We start from the raw sequence: 19,051 nt of genomic DNA, 5'->3' as shown, positions 1-19,051 counted from the left end.
GGAACCCCGGCCGGAACGACGGAGGAAGTGCCGAACAGGTCGGTGAGCGCCGGCCCACCCGATGTCGGCCCACCCGATGTCGGCACACCCGATGTCGGCCCATCCGGTGGCGGCACGCCCGGCATCGGCCTGCCGGACAGGGGAACGGCGGACACCGGTACGCCGGACCTCGGCACGCTGGAGGGGCTGTCCCCGGAGGACCTCCTCTCCCGGCTGCGAGCGCTGGGCGTGCGCCTCGGCGCCGAGGGCGACCGGCTGCGCTACGACGCGCCGGCCGCCCTGGCCGGTCCGGCGCTCCTCGGACTGCTCCGGCGTCACAAGCCGCACCTCCTGACCCTGCTCACCGGTTCCGACGCCCCCGGCGCGGCCCGGTGCCCGGATCCCTCCGCAGCCGCTCCGGGGCCGGCTGCGCCCGGAGGGTCCGCATCCGGGGAGAGCGTCCCCGAGATCGAGACCGTCGCCCCGGCCACCCTCCAGCAGACCGGCTTCATGACCGCGCATGACAGCCATCCGATGCCGCAGGTGCTGAACGTCGCCATGCGCCTCACCCTCACGGGCGCGCTGGACGTGACGGCGCTGCGCACCGCGCTCACCCGGCTCGTGGCCCGGCACGAGTCGCTCCGCCTCCGTTTCGCCCGGGGGAGCGAGGACGCCGACGCGTGGCGTCAGATCGTCCTGCGCCCCCGCCCCGTACCGCTCCCGGTCGAGGACCTCACCGCCCTGGACGAGCGGGCGCGCGCGGACGCGGTGGAGCGGATCGGCACGGAGCTCGCCGGCACGCCCATCGACCCCGAAGCCGGAGTGGCGCCGGTGTTCCGGCTGCTCGGGCTGGGGGAGTCTCACTGGGTGCTGATGTTCGCGCTGCACCACGCGGCCTGCGACGGCTGGGCCGTGAGCGTCCTGCTGCGGGACTTCGCCGCGCTGTACACGGAGGAGGCGACCGGCGTCCCGCACGGTCTCGACGACCCGGCCCCGCGCTCCACGGCATATGTGCGGTGGCAGCGGGAGCACTCCCGGCTGCGCGCCGACGAGCGCAAGAAGGCCTACTGGGCACGGCAGTTGGACGGGGCCTCCTTCCGCCTGGAGCTGCCCACCGACCGGCCTCGCCCGGAGCGGTTGAGCGGCCGGGGCGACACGGTCGTCTTCACCGTTCCCGCCGCTGTCCGTGCCGGTGCGGAGGCCTTGGCCCGCCGGCGCGGCACGACACCGTTCGCCGTGACCGCCGCCGCCCTGGGCACGCTGCTCTGCCGTCTCTCGGGCCGGCCGGACGTGCTGCTCAACGTCCCCTATGCCAACCGTGAGCGCCGGGAGTTCGAGACGCTCCTGGCCTGCACGGCGTCCTCGATCCCGCTGCGGATCCGCGCGGACGGCAGCCGGTCCTTCACCGACCTGGTGGAGGAAACCGGCCGGGACGCGATGGCGGCGATCGACCACCTGATGCCGATGTGGGAGGTCGCGAAGGCGGTGCGGGAGAGAACGACGTCCGCCATGCCCGACCGCATCCCGGTGGGGTTCCACTACCAGAGTTCGCTGGAGCTGGAGATCGAACTGCCGGGGGTGAGCGTGGCGGTCGACGACCTCGCGGCCCCCGTGGCCCGAGGGGAGTTCGGCTTCGGCCTGATCCCCACCGGCGACGTGCTGATGGGCTACATCGGGTACTCGACCGACCTGTGGGACCGCGCGCCCATGGAGCGGCTGGCCGACGCCTATGTCCGCCTGCTCGAAGACTCGGTCCGGCGTGAGGGCGGGTCCATGGGGAGAACCGGGGGCGGGGCCGACGCCCTCGGAGTGTCCTGACCGGAACGGTCGACGGCGATGTGCGGCCGCGCCCGCGCAGGCACATCTCGCGCGGGCGCGGCCGGCTCGCCGGGAGGGGGCCGCCGGACCTTCCCCGGATCCGGCCGACGGCTCCCGGGGGCAGGAGAGAGCCTGGCGACCCATCAGGGCCCACAGACCTTCAGGGCGGCAGCCCACAGCCCCCTCAGCGCCACGGACCCCTCAGTCACTTCGGGCCCTCAGGCCTCCTCCGGGCGCCCGAACGGTTCGACACCCACGATGCGGCGCACCCGCAGCGGCTCGATGACCACGCTCACCCGCCGCTCGTCGGGGAGCAGCCACTCGTACGGCGTCCCGAGGTACTTGTCCGCCAGCCGGTCCATGTCCCGGGCCGCTTCCTCGCCTTCGACGAAGCGGGTGACGCGGCCGTGGATCTGGACACGGTCGAACGGGTTCTCATGGTCGGCGTGGGAGAGGCACACGCGCGGGTCGTGGCGCAGGTTGCGTTCCTTCACCCGGCCCACCGAGGTGTTGAACCAGGGGGTGTCCCCGTCCAGTCCGACCCACATGGGGCTCACATGCGGCGACCCGTCCGGGTTCGTGGTCGCCACGAACCAGACCGCCGCCGAGGTGAGGCGCTCCCGAATGTCCTCCGTCAACTTCCGCACGTCGTACCTTTCCTCATGGTGCTTCAGTGGCCGTTCATCGGCCGTCCGTACCCACCCTGCCAGGTCACTTCGGACGCGGGTGACGCGGGATCAGATTCCGAGGCGGTCCACGGTGTCGGAGTGCTCCCTGAGGAAGTTCAGGACGAGCGGACCGGCGACGGCCCGGAACTCGTCGAAGTACGCGTGCCGCGCTCCGGCGATCAGCTCCAGCCGGGCACCCGGGATGCGCTCCGCGAGCAGGGGCGCGTTGGCGGTGGGGTTGAGGAGGTCGTCGCTTCCGTGCACGACGAGCGTGGGGGCACCGATGCCGGGGAGCGCGTCCCATGCGTCGTGGCCGTTGCTCGCGGCCAGGTGCCGACGGCGGGCGTAGGCGGGCATGGTGGGGTCGCCGAGCGTGGTGCGGGGCCCGGGGTGGGCGGCCGTCCAGGCCGGGGTGTACATCAGGGCGAGTAGGGCCTGCCGGGCCTCGGGCTCCGGCCGGGCCAGTGATGTGCGCACGTCCCGGTCGCGTTCGACGCTGTGCCGGCCGCCCGGTGAGGTGCAGCCGAGGACGAGTGCTCGGACCCGGTCCGGATGGTGGGCGCCGAGACACTGGGCGACCCGGCCGCCCATGGACGTGCCGTAGACGTGGGCCCGGTCGATGCCGAGGTCGTCGAGTACCGCGAGCGCGTCCCGCGCGAACTGCTCGGTGCTGTATGGCTCGTCGGGTCCGTCGCTGTCGCCGGTGCCGCGGTAGTCGAGGGTGATGGTGCGATGCGTTTCCTCGAAGTCCTCCCGGACACCGTCCCACCAGTGGTGGGAGTTGGCCTGGCCCGCGAGCAGAACGAGCGGGTCACCGGCCCCTCGGACCTGGTAGGCGATGCGGATCCCGTCCGCGCTCACGGCGTGCGGCACAACATGTCTCCCAACAATGCGAGTGTGCGCCCAGTATCCGCGGATTCCCCGGTATCCCCGATTCCGCCCACCGCCGTCGGCCGGGTGCGGCCCTCCGCTCCGGCACCTGCGCGCGGGACTGCGGACCGCGTGGCGCAACGGCTCGCACTCGCCGGCAGCCCCTGCTCCCACGGACCTCCGCCGACTTCCTGCCGACCTCCCGCGCGCCGGGGCGCCGCCGACGTCCGGCGTGGCCTTGCCGTGGCGTAAGGTCCCTGGTCGTGACCGTGCTGCGTGGCGCCTCCGTCGTCCTCCGTCCCACCGCACCCGACGACGTCCCCGCCCTGGCCGCGATCAGGGCCACCCCCGAGGTCCGCGCCCGGTGGAGGGGTGAGGGCGATCTCGCAGCGGACGTCGCGGCGGATCTGGAGGACCCCGGCGTCCATCCCTTCACCGTCGAGCACGAGCGGCGCATCGTCGGCATGATCCAGTGGTACGCGGAGGAGGAGCCCGACTACCGGCACGCGGGCCTCGACATCTTCCTCGCCCCCACGGTGCACGGCAGGGGCCTGGGCTCCGACGCCGTACGCACCCTCGCACGGCATCTCATCGACGACCACGGCCACCACCGGCTGGTCATCGACCCCGCCGCCGACAACACCGCCGCGATCCGCTGCTACGAGAAGGCCGGCTTCCGGCCGGTCGGGATCATGCGGCAGTACGAGCGCGGCGCGGACGGTACCTGGCACGACGGACTCCTGATGGACCTGCTGGCCGCCGACCTGGTCCGCTGACAACCTCCGCAGACCGCGGACCGCGGACCGCGGACCGCGGACCGCAGACCGCAGACCGCGGACCGCGGACCGCAGACCGCAGACCGCTCGACGCAGACCGCAGACCGCTCGACGCGGACCCGGACCGCTCACCGCGGCCCGGGACCGGAGCCGCAGGCGCCAACCCCACGTCGACGGGGGCGGCGGCCCGAGCGATCGCCTGCCGATTGCCCCGGCGCGGGGCTCGCGTCCGGAGCCACCGCCGGGACGCATGCTCGGATCAGCGGCCCCGCCTCCTTTCGGTGCGCATTCCAGGGGCCGCAGCGCACAGCGTGAGCTGCGCCTCATTGGCATGTCTGCTTCACGATGTCGTCACACAACAGTCGCATCGTGTGCACTCGGTGAGGTCATGGCCATGGCAGGCTCCAGGCCGAATGACCGTCACTTCGTGCCACCGACCGTCCCGTTACGGCCGGAGGGTGGCGCGCCGATCAGGAGAGGACACCCCCCACAGATGTCCGTCCCTCGCAAGAACCGCTGGAAGCCGCCGTTGATCGCTGCGGTCGTGCTCGCCGGCATAGCCGTGCCGACCACCGCGATAGCCACCCAGCCCGCCACCACCGACGCCCCCGCGCGGGACACCGCGGCGGGGGCGCACGCGTACGACGACGCGTACTACAAGGACGCCGAGGGCAAGACGGGCGCGGAGCTGAAGAAGGCCCTCCACACCATCATCAGCAAGCAGGACAAGCTCTCCTACGACGAGGTCTGGGACGCGCTGAAGACCACGGACGAGGACCCGAAGAACTCCTCCAACGTGATCCTGCTCTACAGCGGCCGCTCGCAGAGCAAGGAGAGCAACGGCCCGGGCGAGAACGAGTGGAACCGGGAACACGTCTGGGCCAAGTCCCACGGCGACTTCGGCACCAGCACCGGCCCCGGCACCGACCTCCACCACCTGCGCCCGGAGGACTGCACGGTCAACAGCATCCGCGGCAACAAGGACTTCGACGCCGGCGGCGACGAGGTGCCGGAGGCCAAGGGCAACCGCACCGACGACGACTCCTTCGAGCCGCGTGACGAGGTCAAGGGCGACGTCGCCCGCATGATCCTCTACATGGCCGTCCGCTACGACGGCGAGGAGAGCTTCCCGGACCTCGAGCCCAACGACCAGGTGGACAACGGCTCCAAGCCGAACATCGGCCGCCTGTCCGTCCTGAAGCAGTGGAGCAAGCAGGACGCCCCGGACGCCTTCGAGAAGAAGCGCAACGAGGTCATCTACGACAAGTTCCAGCACAACCGCAACCCGTTCATCGACCACCCCGAGTGGGTCGACGACATCTGGAAGTGATCCCTTCCGGTCGGCCTTCCGGCCGGCCGACCACGGTCCCCGGGCCCGACGCGAGGCCCGGGGACCGTCCCCGCGACGCGGGAAACCCACCGGAGAACCGGCCGCGCCGCACGGTCGGCCGACGCTCCGGCGCGGGCCACCGGGTCAACGCCGGGCGACGGTGCCCGGGCCCACGGCTCGGGGGCCGTCGGCGCAGGGATCCCGGCGGGACGGCACCCGGAGATGGCGAGCCAGGGCGAGTGTCGCGAGCAGCGCCAGGAGCCCGCAGACGCCCTGCCACCCGGCCAGGCCGTAGGCGCGCACCCCGAGCCGGGACCCCGCACTGCCACCCAGATAGGCACAGGTCATGTAGGCGGTGTTGAGGCTGCCGCGGGCGTCGGGGCGCAGGGCGAGGAACCGGACCTGGTTGGCCACCATGCCGGCCTGCATCGCGACATCGAGCAGCAGCGCGCCGAGCACGAGTGCGGCGAGACCCATCGGTCCACCCCCGGCCCCCGGGGCGAGGACCGCGGCCGCGAGGAGAACCCCGAGCATGCAGACCAGGTTCACCGGACCGGGTCCCCGACGATCCACCAGGCGTCCGGCGACGGGAGTGCAGAACAGGGTCGCTGCTCCCGTCAGCGCGAACATATCGTCACCCGGGCACGCGACGGACGCCAGGTCCTGTACCGCCGCAGCCCCCTCGGCGATCGACTGACCGGGCGGGGACCGTCGCCGGACGCCTCGCCGGACGGGTGAGCGCAACTCCCCGCCGTCCGGCACCGGGACCCCTCGGCCCCGCCGTCAGCCGGGGACGTCCGTACGGGGCGGCCTACCCGGGCGCCGCGCCAGGGTCAGGGTGCGGAGCAGCCACTCCACCGGCCCGTGCCGGAAGCGCCGCATCAGCCAGGAGCTCAGCAGGAGCTGGGTGGTGAACAGCGCCAGGGCGCCCGATGCGACGGCCGCTGGGCCGAGGCGGTCGTACAGGGCGAGGCCGTACCCGGTGAAGACCAGGGCCATGCACAGGGACTGGCTCAGATAGTTGGTGAGGGCCATGCGGCCGGCGGGGGCGAGGAGGGCCGTCACACGGCGCCCCCGGGCGGTCTCCAGGAACAGGAGCATCCCGCACACATAGGCGGCGGTGAGCGCCGGCGCGGTCACCATGCCCGCCATCTGGCCGGGCGCCACCCAGCGGTCGCCGAACGCGCCGCTGTCCGCCAGCGCCATGAACAGGCTCCCGGGCAGCCCGACCAGCGTTCCGGTCAGGCAGATGCGCCGCATCCGGTCGCGGTGAAGCCGTGCGTCGTCGAGCAGGCGCCGCTTGCCGCAGTGGAGCCCCACCAGGAAGGCCGCCATCACCAGGCCACCCATCAGCAGGAGGGCGAGCAGGGAGTCGGGCAGCTGGCCGATGTTGGTGTGGACCACCGAGCGGGCGTCGCCCCGGTATCCGGCGATCAGCTCGCGGGCCTCCGCGGCCAGTTCGGCGTCCCATGCCGCACTTTCCCCGTCCGGCACGAGCAGCGAGAACGCTCCGAGGAACAGCAGAAACCCGCTCGCGCAGCCGTAGACGATCTTCGCGGCGCGCAGAGCGGTCCGGGGCGAGCAGTGACGGGCGGCGATCAGGACGAGCAGCAGCAGGCCGTACGTCACGAGGATGTCCCCGACGTAGAGGAACACGGCGTGCACGGCCCCGAGGGCGACGAGGCCCGCCGCCCGGCGCAGCAGCCGGGGGAGGGCACGGGCACCGTCCCGTTCGGCAGAGGTCTGCTGGAGGGTGAAGCTGTAGCCGAAGATGAACGAGAACAGCAGGTAGAACTTGCCGACGAAGACCACCTGGACGACGGCTTCGACCGCCCGGTCGAGCGCCGGCGCATCCGGCCTGCCGAATCCCGCGGAGCCGTAGGGGCTCGCCATCACCAGGGCGTTGACCAGCAGAATGCCCAGGAGCGCGATCCCGCGCAGAACGTCGAGCTCCGAGATGCGGCGCTGCCGGGCCTGTTGTGTGTGCACAACGGTGGTGGCCACCGTTCCCCCCAGTGGTATCAGAGCCGACGTTCCCCGTGGCTGTCGTGATCGTGCCAACAGCCTCCCAGCCCCCACCACCGGAAAGATCACACCGCAGGACGAGCCCCGCTCAGACTCCAGAAGGAGGATCCGTCGGTGCGTTCGTCCGCCGCGCGCTTGCGAGCCTCGGCGACACAAGGGCCCCGCCGGGCGGCGACACCACCGGTCCGGCCCGCACACTTCCCGCCGCCCGGACGACGAGAAGTGACGCGGGCCGGTGGCCGGCGGCCCGATGACGCCGGACCACGGCGGTGCGGCGACGGTGCAGCAGGGGCGGCAGGATTCGAACCTGCGACATGCGAGTTTGGAGTCCGCTGCTCTGACCGGACTGAGCTACGCCCCTTCGGTGGTCATCAGCTTGGCACGGTGAGCACCGCCTGGCCACGGAGTTTTCCGCGGGCCGCGCTCCGGGGGCGGGGCCCCGTCCTCCCACGGATCAAGGGGGTCCGGCCGCCCCGAACCCCGACGTCGCGGCAGCGGACCGGATACCGCCGCGGGCCCGAGTGATCGGTTCATCGGTACGACAAGCCTGTCATCACGACTTCCGGGAAAGCGTTGACTCTCCCTGGCCGCCCCGCGAGCATCGGAACTCCAGGCAATGTCTCGGAATTGATGACATGGGGGAATTCTCATGAAGCGAGCACTGGGCATCCTGCTGGCCGCCATCGCGCTCTCCGCCGGTACCGCGACCCCGGGTGCGGCGGAGCCACGGGCCGTCGCTGTCGACGCCGCCGTCGCCTGCGGCTCCGGCATGGTCTGCATCTACCCGAACACCAACTACCGCGGCGTTCCCTACGTCCGGCGCGCGGCCGACGGAGGCGCACGCTTCCACGACAAGCCCATCAACGACCACACCTACTCCGTCATCAACAACTCCGGCCGCACTGCCCGGATCTACCGGAACAGCCTGTACGGCGGCTCCCACACCTGCATCCGCCCCGGCGGCCGGATCGCCGATCTGCAGGGCTACTCCGTCGGCCGCTGGGGCTCGTCCATGCGCATCAACGACAACAACTGCGGCTAGATCCCGTCGCCCAGGGGCGGATCTCGGTCGTGGGCTTCGAACCGGACCGACTGCCGTGCGTGCCACGCGGCCGAGTGCGGGACGGGTCGCCCGAGACGCGACAGGCGGTGGCCACGAGATGCGACAAGCCCGCTGTCCGTCAGAGATGACCGTGTCCGCCACGAGGTGACCGTGCCGGTCGCCGTCCTCCATGAGTGACGGTGACCGGCGCTTCACATGGTCCCGCCCGCCCTCCTTCCCGCCCGTTGCGGAGTCGGCCGCTCGCGCCCCCAGGCGGCCAACGGCTGGAGAGCGTCGTTGAGGCGCGTGCCGTCCTCGGTCAGCGAGTACTCGACGCGGGGCGGCACCTCGTCGTAGGAGACACGGTGCACGACGCCGTCCGCTTCCATCTCGCGCAGGTGGGAGGCGAGTACCTTCTCGGTGATTCCCGGGAGCAATCGGCGCAGCTCGCCGAAGCGGCGGCCGGGGTGCTCGTGGAGCGCCCAGAGGATCAGTACCTTCCACTTGCCACCGATCACCTCCATCGCGGTGTCGATCCCGCAGGCGTGTCCGTCCGGTGCGCCCGGCCGGTTCAGTGTCGTCATGCCTCCCCCTTCTGAGCTGCTCGCTCACCCCGGGGTAACCACCCACTCCGAAGTGCGTACTTGATCACCGCCGGGCCTGTGGCCAGCCTAATCGGCATGACACGGAACACTGCTGACAAGACCTCCATCACCCTGCTGGGCCTCGGCGCGATGGGCACCGCGCTCGCCCGCACCTGGCTTGCCGCCGGCCACCCGCTCACCGTCTGGAACCGCACCCCGGCCCGCGCCGCGGCCCTCGCGGCCGAGGGCGCGAGAGCCGCGGACAGCGCCGCCGAGGCAGTCGCGGCCAACACCCTGGTCGTGGTCTGTCTGCTGGACGACGCCTCGGTCGACGAGACGCTGGCCGGCGTTGATCCGGCCGGCCGGGATCTGGTCAACCTGACCACCAGCACCCCTGCCCAAGCCCGCGCCCGCGCTGAGTGGGCCCGTGAACGCGGCGCCCGCTACCTGGACGGCGGGATCATGGCGGTCCCGCCGATGATCGGTGTCCCGGAGGCCGGCGGCTACGTCTTCTACAGCGGCTCGCGGGAGCTGTTCGAGCAGCACCAGGAGACGCTGGGCACCCCGGCCGGCACCACCTACGTCGGCCGGGACGCGGGCTTCGCGGCCCTGTACGACGTGGCCCTGCTGAGCGCCATGTACGGAATGTTCGCCGGAGCCGCGCACGCCTACGCCCTGGTCCGCAGGGAGGACATCGATCCGACGTCGCTCGCCCCGCTGCTCGCCGACTGGCTCGTCGCGATGGCCCCGTCGGTTCACCAGACCGCCGACCGGCTGCGGAGCGGCGACTACACCAAGGGGGTCGCCTCCCCTCTCGCCATGCAGGTGGCCGGAGCGCAGACCCTCCTGAGCACCGCTGAGCAGCAGGGTGTCGGTCCGGAACTGCTCAGCCCCTACTTCGAGCTGATGCGCCGCCGCCTGGCCGAGGGCAGCGGCGAGGAGGACCTGACGGGCGTGATCGACCTGCTGGTGCACTGACCGGCCGCTCGCCCCCACAGACGGCGTGCCGGTCGCAACCGTCGATGAGCGGCCGCGACCGGGGCTTCCCCAACACGCCCCGGATCCAAGCCTCTTGACTGCTGTGCGACGTGCGTCCCTCGGCCACACCTCGTAGAGTCGGGGCATGGCATTCACGAGCGTTCCGCACTACTGCTTCCTGTGATCGGGAGGCCCTGAGGGCGATGCCGGTCGGCATCGCCCTCCTCGGTGTGCCTGCCACGTGAACCCCGTCCCCGGTCCCGCCCCTGGTGGACCGGACGCCCCGTCCCCTCCCCGGACGCGGCCTTCCGGGCGCGTGTGCCGGCACGGTCCTTCCTTCACCGTTGCCAGGAGTGCTGATCTCCGTGTTGCTTCCCCCTGCCGTCGAACCCTTCCTCGCCCTGCTGCGCTGTCCTCCGTGCGGCGCCCGCCTCCGCCATGGCTCCGGCGCGCTGCGCTGCCCGGCGGGTCACACCTTCGACATCGCCCGCCACGGCTATGTGAGCCTGCTGACGGGCACCCGTGCCACCAGCGGCGACGACGCGGCCATGGCCCGAGCCCGGGACCGGTTCCTGGCCACCGGCAGGTACGGGCCCATCCGCCGGGTCGTGGCTCGGCTGGCCGCCGACGCCGTGCCCGGGCAGGGCACCGTCGTGGACGTCGGGTGCGGCACGGGCTACTACCTGGCCGACGTGCTCGACCGGCTGCCCGGTGCCCGCGGTCTGGGGCTGGACACCTCGGTGCGCGCCCTCCGCACGGCGGCCCGGGCCCACACCCGGGCGGCCGCGGCGACCTGGGACGTCTTCCGCCCCTTCCCGCTGGCCGACGGGGTGGCCGATGTCGTGCTGGACGTGTTCGCCCCGCGCAACCCGTCCGAGTTCCACCGGGTGCTGCGCCCCGGCGGCCGGCTGGTCGTGGTGCGTCCCACCGGGCGGCACCTGACCGAACTGTGCGGATGCCTCCCGGGAATGGTCGCGATCGACCCGGCCAAGGAGCAGCGCCTGCACCACGCGCTGGCCCCGTTCTTCGAGGCCGCCGGTACCGAACACGTCGAGTACGTCACGTCCTTGACGGCGCCGGAGGCCCTCGACCTGGTGGGAATGACGCCGAGCGCGCGCCACCTGAACCGTGCGGACCCGGTCGGAGACGGTCCCCTTCCCGACCGGGTGACCGTCTCCGTACTGGCCACCGCCTACCGGCCCCGGGGGCCGGTCGCACGCGCCGGCTGACCGACGAGTGGTGGGCACGCCGGGCGCCCCGCTGCCCGGTGCAGCGCATCCGGGGCCGGCTCAGGGGTGGTAGCGCCGGGACCACTGCGGTTCGAACGCCTCCCACTCGTGCTCCCACCGGGCGTACCGTCTGCGGTCGAGGAGCCGGCGCATCACGGCCCGGGCGCCGAACCCCCAGGCGGTCACCAGCCCCGCCGTGAGGAAGCCCGCCGCCCAACCGGTGGCCACCGCCGCCTTTTCGGGCATGGGCGCCGTGGTGACCGTTCCGGTGCGGTCGACCCAGATCCGCACGGTGGAGCCCTTGGCCGTGCCGGGCGCGACCGCGGCCGTCCCGGACCGCTGCGCCCCGTTCCCCTCGGCCCAGCGCACCGGGGCCCGGCTGGTTCCGTCGGTGTCGGTCTGCGCCATGACCTCCGCGTCCGCGGTCAGCCGGGCCTGCACCCGGTGCCGCTCCGCCGCCTGCGCCCGCACGGTGTGCATCTCGGACTCGTAGGCGACCCGGCCGACCCCCAGGGAGGCGGTCGGCACCCCCGCGAAGAGCAGGGCGACGAGTGCGGCGGAGCACCACGCTTCGATCCGGTCGGCCCTGCGCACCAGGGGATTCCTGCCGTTCGCGGGCTCGGAGCGGTGGGGGTCGCTCCCGCCGTCCGGGTCTCGCACCGCCATGGCCGGCCCTCCCTGCCGTGCGGCCGAGTCCGTGCGGTCCCGGCCTCGCTTCCAGGATCCGACGGCGGTCCGCACCCGGTCATGGGGCCGAAGGTCCCGGTCCGCCGACGGGCGGCCCCCGGTGGTCCGGCTGTCCGGCCGCGCCGGCCTGCGTGGCGATGACGGCGGCCTGGACCCGTCGCTCCACCCCGAGCTTCGCCAGCAGGCGGGAGATGCGGTTCTTGACCGTCTTCTCCGCCAGGCAGAGCCGCTCCCCGATCTGCCGGTTGGTGAGCCCCTCGCCGATGAGGGCGAGAATGTCGCGCTCGCGACGCGTCAGGCCGGTCAGCACCTCCGGCTCCCGGGGTGCCGGTTCCCGCAGGCGCGCCAGGAGTCGGGCCGCTGTGCCGGGATCGAGCGTCGACCGGCCCGAGGCGACGGTCCGGACCGCGGAGACCAGGCCGGATCCCTCGATCCGCTTCAGCACATACCCGGCCGCGCCAGCCATGACCGAGTCGAGCAGGGCCTCCTCGTCGTCGAAGGAGGTGAGCATCAGACAGGCCAGGTCCGGCAGGCGCGAGCGCAGTTCCCGGCAGACGCTCACGCCGTCCCCGTCCGGGAGCCGGACGTCCAGCACGGCGACGGACGGGCGCAGCGCCGGTACGCGCACCAGGGCCCGCTCGGCGGTCGGAGCCTCGCCCACGACCCGGATGTCCGGTTCGTCGTCGAGCAGGTCCTGAAGCCCGCGCCGTACGACCTCGTGATCGTCGAGCAGGAACACCGTGATCGGGGTGTCCGGGCCGGTACGCGGGGTCCGTGTCATCCGCCGCTCCTTGTCGTCTGCGGTATTCCGAGCTCCGGAATTCCGGGACGCGATATTCCGGGGTGGGCGCCCTCCAGGGCGCGCGAACGAGCGCGTCAGCCGCTCGCACACCCCCGGAGGCGCCGCGCCCCCTCAGGGTGCCATCGCACGGGCCCGTTCACCGGTCGGCGGTGCCCGTGCAGGCCGGGAGGCATCTCCTGTTTCCGGTCGTTCAGGCCTCACCGCCGGGCCCGGTGGCCGCTGACAGCTCTCGCATGGCGGAGCGCGGACAGCGGTGGTGTCCTGGAACTACCGGCCCGGCACGCCGGGAGAAGGAACGGGCGGTGACCGGCTCCCACCCCCGGATGCCGGGGCGGGCCACCGGAGCGGTGGCCGGTGCGTGCGGTGGCCCGGGGACGGCCGAGAGAGAGGCGAGCGCGGTGGTACACCCGGTGGTCGTGGGGGTCGACGGCTCCGACCCCGGTTGGCGGGCTGCGGACTGGGCCGCGGACGAAGCCGCCCGGCACGGACTCCCGCTGAGGGTCGTTCACGCCTCCTGGTGGGAGCGGTACGACACCTTCATCCCGTCCACCAGCGTCGACCGGGCGGAGGCCCGGATCGCCGCGGCCGATCTCGTGGCAGCGGCCGAGCAGCGACTGACGCTCCGGCAGCCGGGCCTCACGGTGTCCGGCGCGGTCCTGGCCATGGACCCGGTCAAGGCCCTGGTCGAGGAGGGGCGGTCCGCCCACGCGGTGGTCGTCGGCAGCCGCGGACTCGGCACCCTGGCCGAGATGCTGCTGGGGTCGGTGGGCCTCGGGCTGGCCGGCCAGGCGACCTGTCCCGTACTGGTGGTACGCGGGCGGGAGGAGAACGAGACCGGCCGGTTCCGCCGCGTCGTCCTGGGCGTGAGCCGGGGCAACGTGGACTCCCACGCCACCGCGTTCGCCTTCCAGGAGGCGGCGGCGCGGGACGCGGAGCTGGTGGCGGTGCACGCCTGGCGGCGGTCCGAGGAGCGCTCGGGCGCCGGAGGCACGGGCGAGTCGGGCGCGGAAACGCTGCTCGACTCGGCGCTGCACCGTGCAGCGCCCGCGCAGGAACAGGTGCCGGTGGTGCGGGAGTCCGTGGAGGGCTCGCCCCGGCACGTCCTGCTGAAGGCAGCCGAATCCGCCGACCTGCTCGTGGTGGGCGCGCGCAGGCGCCGCGGTCTGTTCGGGCTGGAACTCGGCCTGGTCAACCATGCCGTGCTGCACCACGCGACGTGTCCCGTCGCGCTCGTGCCCCGGAACGACGAACCCCACGACCGGCCGACGGAGTAGCCCGCACCGGGGCCCGGCTCACGGCCGAGGGGCGCCCGGGACCGCCCCGGAGCTCCGGGGCACTGCGACGGAGCTCCGGGGCGATGCGACGGACCGACTTCGGTCCCCGGGGCACCGATCCGGGAACCGCGCGGTGCGGAGCCGGGGAATCCGTCACCCCGGCTCCGGGGCACGGCACCCCGGGAACCCGTGGAACACCAGAATCCGGAGCCCTGAATTCCGTCATGAAACGTGGAGCCCGGTGACTCCAAGCGGTGAACCGGAATCCGGAGTCATGGCATCCGAATTCCCCGGGACGCTCCGCGGAGGGCCTGAATCGGATGTCTCCGGGGAGCCGGAGTCGCTCGCTGGTCATCCGCAAGACCGCCTCGGGGTAACGGCTTGTTCGTATCCGCCTGTTCGAGGGGGACGCGATGGCGTGCGCCCGGTGCGGAGGCAGCGGCGGAAGGTGGATGACCTGCTTCGTCGTCATTCGGAGTGAACAACTCTGGAGCGTTGAAGTCCCTCGGGATTCCTCCTGTTCGATCGGCTGAAACGCGTATTGCTGCGGTCACTGCGGGTGGCGCAGGCTGGAGTTGTCGATCACTTCGCAACGGGGGAGAGCCGCGTGCTGGATATCGCGTTGGTGAATATGCCGTTCGCCGACTGGAATCGGCCCTCATTCGCCCTGAGCCAGCTGTCCACGCTGGTGAGGAACAGATTCCACGCCCGCGCCGAGGCCCGGGTGCTGTATCTCAACCAGGACATGGCGGAATTCTTCGGCGCGCCCCTGTACGAAGCGCTGTCCGTGAGCCATGACCATGTCGACACCGGGGTCGGCGACTGGCTGTTCCGGCAGATCGCCTTCCCCGAAGCGCCGGACACCACGGCCGAGTACTTCCAGCGCTACTACCGGGGCGCACGCTGGAATGCCTTCCGGGAGCAGATCATCGAGCGGCGCGATGAACTGCCCGTGTTCTGTGCGGAATTGATCGACCGGCACCAGCTGGACCAGGCCGATGTCGTCGGCTTCAGCTCCATGTTCGCGCAGCATGTGCCGAGTCTCGCCCTGGCGCGGCTGATCAAGGAACGCGGCACCGGAACCGTCACCGTACTCGGCGGCGCGAACTGTGAGGCCCCCATGGGCGCGGTGATCGCCGAGCAGGTGCCCGCCGTGGACTATGTGTTCTCCGGGCCCGCGCTGGACACCTTCCCGGCCTTCGTGGAGACCTTGATCGACGGCGCTCCGGAGGCCGCGGACGGCATCCCGGGCATCGTCTCGCGGCGCAATTGCCACGATCCGCGGTTCCGGAAGGCCCTCGGCACCGACCACGACATCGACGACGTCATTCTGCCGGACTACGACAGCTTTCTGCGCTCCCTCCAGGAGCATCCGGAGCTGCGCCGGACCGGCACGAGCGAGCCCATGTTGTTCTTCGAGACATCGCGGGGCTGCTGGTGGGGCCAGCGTTCGCACTGTACTTTCTGCGGGCTCAACGGGGAGAGCATGGCGTACCGGTCCATGGCCCCGGACCTGGCCGTCCGGCAGTTCCAGTGGCTGTTCGGCTTCGCACCCGAGTACACCCGGCTGTTCTGCACCGACAACGTGATGCCCCGCAACTACGCCCGGGACGTCTTCCCCCGGCTCGACCCGCCTCCGGGCACCTCCGTCTTCTACGAGGTGAAGCTGCCGCTGAGCCGCCAGGACCTGGGCCGGATGACGGCCGCGGGCGTGACCGTGGTGCAGCCCGGCATCGAAGCCCTCGCCTCCTCGACGCTGAAGCTCATGGGCAAGGGCACCACCGCCTTCCAGAACCTCCAGTTCCTCAAGAACTGCGACGAGTTCGGCATCACCCCCGAGTGGAACCTCCTCATCGGCTTTCCCGGCGAGGACCCCGAGGTCTACCGCAAGTACGTCCGTGAGCTGCGGAGCCTGACCCATCTGGTGCCGCCGCACGGGGTCTACATGGTGCGCTTCGACCGGTTCAGCCCGTACTTCAAGCGCCGGGAGGACTACGGCCTCGACCTCGCGCCGGTCGACTACTACGAGCTCACCTACCCGTTCGACGACACCGCGCTGGCCGACCTCGCGTACTTCTTCGCCGACCGGAACCTGGCGCCGTACATGCTCAACGCGGTGGAGTGGCACGACGAGCTGAGCCGGCTCGTCGCCGACTGGCGCGAGGCCTGGTACGGCAGCGGCGGGATGCGGCGGGAGCTGCGCCTGGTCACCACCGAGGACGGCGGGTCCGCCGTCCGTGACTCGCGGTCCGACGCGCCCGCCGTCCACCCGGTGGACCCGACGACGGCGCTGCTGCTTCGCCGGCTCTCCTCTCCGTGCAGGCCGGAGCAGCTGGCGGGGGACTGGGCCGACGGTCCGGACGACTTCCACCGGCGCATCGCCTGGCTCACCGAGCGGCAGTTCCTCTTCGAGGAGAACGGGCGGGTGCTCAGCCTGGTGCTGACCGACGGTGAGGACGGACCGGACCCGTCCGGCACCGAGCACTCCACGGCGGGCACCCGACCGCTGCTCCCGCTGCTGGAGGCGACCGGACGGTGACCACGACACCCCTGTTCCCCCAGCTCGTCGAGGGCGACGGAGCCCCCGCTGCGGAATATGCCCGGGTCGGCCGGGCGGACCTGCGGACGGCCCTGCGCCGACGCGGTGCGCTGCTGCTCCGCGGCTTCGACGTCGGCGGTCCCGACGGATTCGCGGACGTGGTCCGGGCGCTGTCCGACGAACCACTCGCCTACACCGAGCGCTCCTCACCGCGCAGCGTGATCAAGGGCCGGGTCTACACCTCGACCGACTACCCGCCGCAGGAGGAGATCTTCCTGCACAACGAGAACGCGTACCAGGCGGCCTGGCCCCTGACGCTGTTCTTCCACTGCGTCCGGCCGCCGCTGACCGAGGGCGCCACACCGCTGGCCGACACCCGCCGGGTACTGGCCGCCCTCGACGACTCGGTCCGGGAGGAGTTCGTCCGGCGCGGCTGGTCCGTCGTCCGCAACTACCGCGCGGATCTCGGCCTGACCTGGGCCGAGGCGTTCGGCACCGACAGCCGCACCGAGGTCGACCGGTACTGCGCGCGCAACGGCATCGAGACCCGCTGGTTCGACGGCGGCCGGCTGCGCACCCGCGCGGTGCGGCAGGCCGTGCACCGGCACCCGGTGACCGGTGAGTCCGTGTGGTTCAACCACGCCACCGTCTTCCATGTCACCACCCTTCCGGAGAGCGCCCGGCTGGGACTGCTGGAGATGGTGGGGGAGGAGAATCTGCCGAGCCAGACCTACTACGGCGACGGCGGCGCCATTCCCCAGGACGTGACGGACCATCTCCGGGCGTGCTTCCGCGAGGCCTCGACACGCTTCGACTACCGTGCGGACGATGTGCTCGTCGTCGACAACATGCTCGTCGCACACGGGCGTGAACCGTTCACCGGGCCCCGCCGGATAGCGGTGGCCATGGCCGAGCCGTACCCAGGCTGAGAGAACGAGAGAGCTCCCGCACATGGCTGCACGCTCGCTCCGGTCCGACCGCAACTTCACCGTCTTCTGGGCCGTCCAGGGCCTCTCCGAACTGGGCAACGCCTTCTCCCTGGTGGCCGTGCCGCTGCTGGTACTGCACGCCACCGGCTCCGCGGCGCGGATGGGGCTGCTCACCGCCATCGCCGGCGTCGGCCTGATCCTCACCGGGCTGGTGGGCGGTGCCCTGGTCGACCGGTTCGACCGGCGGCGGATGCTGATGCTCTGTGACGCGGCCCGCTTCCTCCTCTACGGCACGATCCCCGTCGTCTGGGCCGTCGACCCGCAGATCTGGCTGCTGTACGTGGTGATGGGGTTCGCCTCCGTCTTCGAGATGCTCTTCAAGATCACTTATGTCACGGCGGTCGCCAACCTCGTCGACCGGGACCTGATCGTGGAGGCCAACGGCCGGCTGGAAGCCACCAACGCGGTCGCGAACATCGCCGGCCCCGCTCTGGCCGGGGCCGTGGCGGGCCTGTTCGGCCCCACCGCCGCCATCGCCATCAACGCCGGAAGCTTCGGCATCTCGCTGCTCGGTCTGGCCTTCATCCGGCTCCGTCCGGGAGCCGGGGACCCCGGGCGGCCCGCCGAAGGAGAAGCCCCCCGCCGCGCCGCCCTGCACGATCTGCGCACCGGCTTCCGCACCGGCGTGGTGTTCCTGTGGCGCACCCCGGTCCTGCGGGCCCTGACCGTACTGCTGACGGTCACGACCTTCCTCGTCCTCGGCATGACCGACGTCTTCATCTACCACCTGCGCCACGGCCTGGGGCAGGACGACGAGGTCGTCGGCTACGTCCTGGCCCTGGCCGGACTCGGCACCCTGCTGGCCGCCGCGGCCACCGGCTACCTCCGCCGCACCCTGGGCTTCGGCCCCTGCTGGACGGGGGCCTTCGCGCTGGCCGCCTGCGCCGTCCTGGTGCTCGGGCTTGTCGACAACGTGGCCGTGGCGGCCGTGATGGTCTTCCTCTACTCCGCCGGCATCACCCTCGCCGGGGTGTGCTCCATGTCGCTGCGACAGCAGATCACCCCGGACCGGCTGCTCGGCCGCGTCACCTCCGCCTTCTGGACCGTCCACAGCAGCCTCGCCCCCCTCGGCGCGGCTCTACTGACCGCCCTGGTCGGCCGGTACGGAGCGCGCGGGCCGCTGATCGGAGTGGCGGCGACGTTCCTGACCGTCGTCCTGATCGCGCTGTTCACCCCCATCCGCCTGCGCCACCCCGAGCGGACATCCGCCCCGCCCGTCCCCAGAGAGGAGTGCCGCGATGCACCCGAGGTCCGACAGTGACGAGGAGCTGTACAAGGTCGTGGTCAACCACGAGGAGCAGTACACGATCTGGCCCGTCGGCCGGGAGAACCCGCTCGGCTGGACCGACACCGGACACTCCGGCCCCAAGGACGACTGCCTGGAGCACATCGGCAGCGTCTGGACGGACATGCGGCCGCTCAGCCTGCGCCGCCGGATGACACAGCAGTAACCCGAACCCG

Annotated in this window: 18 protein-coding genes and 1 tRNA gene; 11 read left to right on the top strand and 8 right to left on the bottom strand. The window is 72.1% G+C overall.

Annotated features, from left to right (window positions below; translation table 11 throughout):
- Positions 1 to 42 precede the first annotated feature (42 nt).
- Entirely contained in the window at positions 43 to 1,797 is a 1,755-nt protein-coding gene (locus ACFYYR_RS26480) for a condensation domain-containing protein (RefSeq protein ID WP_388858462.1), read from the top strand.
- 218 nt (positions 1,798 to 2,015) lie between these two features.
- Here ACFYYR_RS26480 and ACFYYR_RS26475 read toward each other — a convergent pair whose 3' ends face one another.
- Positions 2,016 to 2,444: a PPOX class F420-dependent oxidoreductase gene (locus ACFYYR_RS26475; RefSeq protein WP_388858459.1), complete on the bottom strand. Its 429-nt coding sequence runs from the start codon at positions 2,442 to 2,444 to the stop codon at positions 2,016 to 2,018.
- A gap of 90 nt (positions 2,445 to 2,534) precedes the next feature.
- Positions 2,535 to 3,338 (bottom strand): alpha/beta fold hydrolase, encoded by an 804-nt coding sequence (locus ACFYYR_RS26470; protein ID WP_388858456.1) that lies wholly within the window; start codon positions 3,336 to 3,338, stop codon positions 2,535 to 2,537.
- A gap of 266 nt (positions 3,339 to 3,604) precedes the next feature.
- On the opposite strand from ACFYYR_RS26470, the gene ACFYYR_RS26465 reads away from it, so the two are divergent.
- Positions 3,605 to 4,111 (top strand): GNAT family N-acetyltransferase, encoded by a 507-nt coding sequence (locus tag ACFYYR_RS26465; protein WP_388858741.1) that lies wholly within the window; start codon positions 3,605 to 3,607, stop codon positions 4,109 to 4,111.
- Between the two features lie 493 nt (positions 4,112 to 4,604).
- Positions 4,605 to 5,441 (top strand): endonuclease I family protein, encoded by an 837-nt coding sequence (locus ACFYYR_RS26460; protein ID WP_388858453.1) that lies wholly within the window; start codon positions 4,605 to 4,607, stop codon positions 5,439 to 5,441.
- Positions 5,442 to 5,585: 144 nt separating this feature from the next.
- Here the strand turns inward: ACFYYR_RS26460 and ACFYYR_RS26455 are convergent, their stop codons facing one another.
- From ACFYYR_RS26455 to ACFYYR_RS26445, 3 genes are all read right to left on the bottom strand, one after another.
- Positions 5,586 to 6,071 (bottom strand): MFS transporter, encoded by a 486-nt coding sequence (locus ACFYYR_RS26455; protein ID WP_388858450.1) that lies wholly within the window; start codon positions 6,069 to 6,071, stop codon positions 5,586 to 5,588.
- A gap of 153 nt (positions 6,072 to 6,224) precedes the next feature.
- Positions 6,225 to 7,445, bottom strand: a complete 1,221-nt coding sequence (locus tag ACFYYR_RS26450) for a DUF418 domain-containing protein (RefSeq protein ID WP_388858447.1) — start codon at positions 7,443 to 7,445, stop codon at positions 6,225 to 6,227.
- A gap of 307 nt (positions 7,446 to 7,752) precedes the next feature.
- Positions 7,753 to 7,827, bottom strand: a tRNA-Trp gene (locus ACFYYR_RS26445).
- A gap of 288 nt (positions 7,828 to 8,115) precedes the next feature.
- Between ACFYYR_RS26445 and ACFYYR_RS26440 the strand changes: the two genes are divergently transcribed.
- Positions 8,116 to 8,508 carry a peptidase inhibitor family I36 protein gene (locus tag ACFYYR_RS26440; RefSeq protein WP_388858444.1) on the top strand — a complete coding sequence of 131 codons (393 nt, stop codon included), beginning with the start codon at positions 8,116 to 8,118 and terminating at the stop codon, positions 8,506 to 8,508.
- A 212-nt stretch (positions 8,509 to 8,720) separates the two neighbouring features.
- Here ACFYYR_RS26440 and ACFYYR_RS26435 read toward each other — a convergent pair whose 3' ends face one another.
- Entirely contained in the window at positions 8,721 to 9,092 is a 372-nt protein-coding gene (locus ACFYYR_RS26435) for a winged helix-turn-helix transcriptional regulator (protein WP_388858441.1), read from the bottom strand.
- A 96-nt stretch (positions 9,093 to 9,188) separates the two neighbouring features.
- On the opposite strand from ACFYYR_RS26435, the gene ACFYYR_RS26430 reads away from it, so the two are divergent.
- Both ACFYYR_RS26430 and ACFYYR_RS26425 read left to right on the top strand, forming a co-directional pair.
- Entirely contained in the window at positions 9,189 to 10,070 is an 882-nt protein-coding gene (locus ACFYYR_RS26430; RefSeq protein ID WP_388858438.1) for an NAD(P)-dependent oxidoreductase, read from the top strand.
- Between the two features lie 359 nt (positions 10,071 to 10,429).
- Positions 10,430 to 11,299 (top strand): putative RNA methyltransferase, encoded by an 870-nt coding sequence (locus ACFYYR_RS26425; RefSeq protein ID WP_388858738.1) that lies wholly within the window; start codon positions 10,430 to 10,432, stop codon positions 11,297 to 11,299.
- A gap of 60 nt (positions 11,300 to 11,359) precedes the next feature.
- Here ACFYYR_RS26425 and ACFYYR_RS26420 read toward each other — a convergent pair whose 3' ends face one another.
- Positions 11,360 to 11,965: a hypothetical protein gene (locus ACFYYR_RS26420; protein WP_388858435.1), complete on the bottom strand. Its 606-nt coding sequence runs from the start codon at positions 11,963 to 11,965 to the stop codon at positions 11,360 to 11,362.
- A gap of 79 nt (positions 11,966 to 12,044) precedes the next feature.
- Positions 12,045 to 12,767 (bottom strand): response regulator, encoded by a 723-nt coding sequence (locus ACFYYR_RS26415; protein ID WP_388858432.1) that lies wholly within the window; start codon positions 12,765 to 12,767, stop codon positions 12,045 to 12,047.
- A gap of 323 nt (positions 12,768 to 13,090) precedes the next feature.
- Here ACFYYR_RS26415 and ACFYYR_RS26410 point away from each other — a divergent pair, with 323 nt between their 5' ends.
- From ACFYYR_RS26410 to ACFYYR_RS26390, 5 genes are all read left to right on the top strand, one after another.
- Entirely contained in the window at positions 13,091 to 14,062 is a 972-nt protein-coding gene (locus ACFYYR_RS26410) for a universal stress protein (protein WP_388858429.1), read from the top strand.
- 607 nt (positions 14,063 to 14,669) lie between these two features.
- The gene (locus tag ACFYYR_RS26405; RefSeq protein ID WP_388858426.1) at positions 14,670 to 16,601 is read left to right on the top strand and encodes a RiPP maturation radical SAM C-methyltransferase; all 1,932 of its coding nucleotides are present in this window, start codon (positions 14,670 to 14,672) and stop codon (positions 16,599 to 16,601) included.
- On the top strand, positions 16,598 to 17,530 hold the full coding sequence (locus ACFYYR_RS26400) for a TauD/TfdA family dioxygenase (protein ID WP_388858423.1): 933 nt from the start codon (positions 16,598 to 16,600) through the stop codon (positions 17,528 to 17,530). The genes ACFYYR_RS26405 and ACFYYR_RS26400 overlap by 4 nt, the downstream gene beginning before the upstream one ends.
- A 22-nt stretch (positions 17,531 to 17,552) precedes the next feature.
- Entirely contained in the window at positions 17,553 to 18,851 is a 1,299-nt protein-coding gene (locus tag ACFYYR_RS26395; protein ID WP_388858420.1) for an MFS transporter, read from the top strand.
- Entirely contained in the window at positions 18,829 to 19,041 is a 213-nt protein-coding gene (locus ACFYYR_RS26390; RefSeq protein ID WP_388858417.1) for an MbtH family protein, read from the top strand. The genes ACFYYR_RS26395 and ACFYYR_RS26390 overlap by 23 nt, the downstream gene beginning before the upstream one ends.
- Positions 19,042 to 19,051: the final 10 nt, after the last annotated feature.

Origin of the sequence: Streptomyces sp. NPDC001922, assembly GCF_042891165.1 — a bacterium.
Classification (GTDB): domain Bacteria; phylum Actinomycetota; class Actinomycetes; order Streptomycetales; family Streptomycetaceae; genus Streptomyces.
The sequence above is the reverse complement of the archived record's forward strand: the minus strand, read 5'-3'. Positions and strand labels throughout refer to the sequence as shown.

Excerpts from the sequence above, each read along its gene's own strand:
- ACFYYR_RS26440 (WP_388858444.1), top strand. The coding sequence starts at position 8,116 with ATGAAGCGAGCACTGGGCATCCTGCTGGCCGCCATCGCGCTCTCCGCC.
- ACFYYR_RS26395 (WP_388858420.1), top strand. The coding sequence starts at position 17,553 with ATGGCTGCACGCTCGCTCCGGTCCGACCGCAACTTCACCGTCTTCTGG.
- ACFYYR_RS26390 (WP_388858417.1), top strand. The coding sequence starts at position 18,829 with ATGCACCCGAGGTCCGACAGTGACGAGGAGCTGTACAAGGTCGTGGTC.
- ACFYYR_RS26430 (WP_388858438.1), top strand. The coding sequence starts at position 9,189 with ATGACACGGAACACTGCTGACAAGACCTCCATCACCCTGCTGGGCCTC.
- ACFYYR_RS26415 (WP_388858432.1), bottom strand. The coding sequence starts at position 12,767 with ATGACACGGACCCCGCGTACCGGCCCGGACACCCCGATCACGGTGTTC.
- ACFYYR_RS26420 (WP_388858435.1), bottom strand. The coding sequence starts at position 11,965 with ATGGCGGTGCGAGACCCGGACGGCGGGAGCGACCCCCACCGCTCCGAG.
- ACFYYR_RS26460 (WP_388858453.1), top strand. The coding sequence starts at position 4,605 with ATGTCCGTCCCTCGCAAGAACCGCTGGAAGCCGCCGTTGATCGCTGCG.
- ACFYYR_RS26435 (WP_388858441.1), bottom strand. The coding sequence starts at position 9,092 with ATGACGACACTGAACCGGCCGGGCGCACCGGACGGACACGCCTGCGGG.
- ACFYYR_RS26455 (WP_388858450.1), bottom strand. The coding sequence starts at position 6,071 with ATGTTCGCGCTGACGGGAGCAGCGACCCTGTTCTGCACTCCCGTCGCC.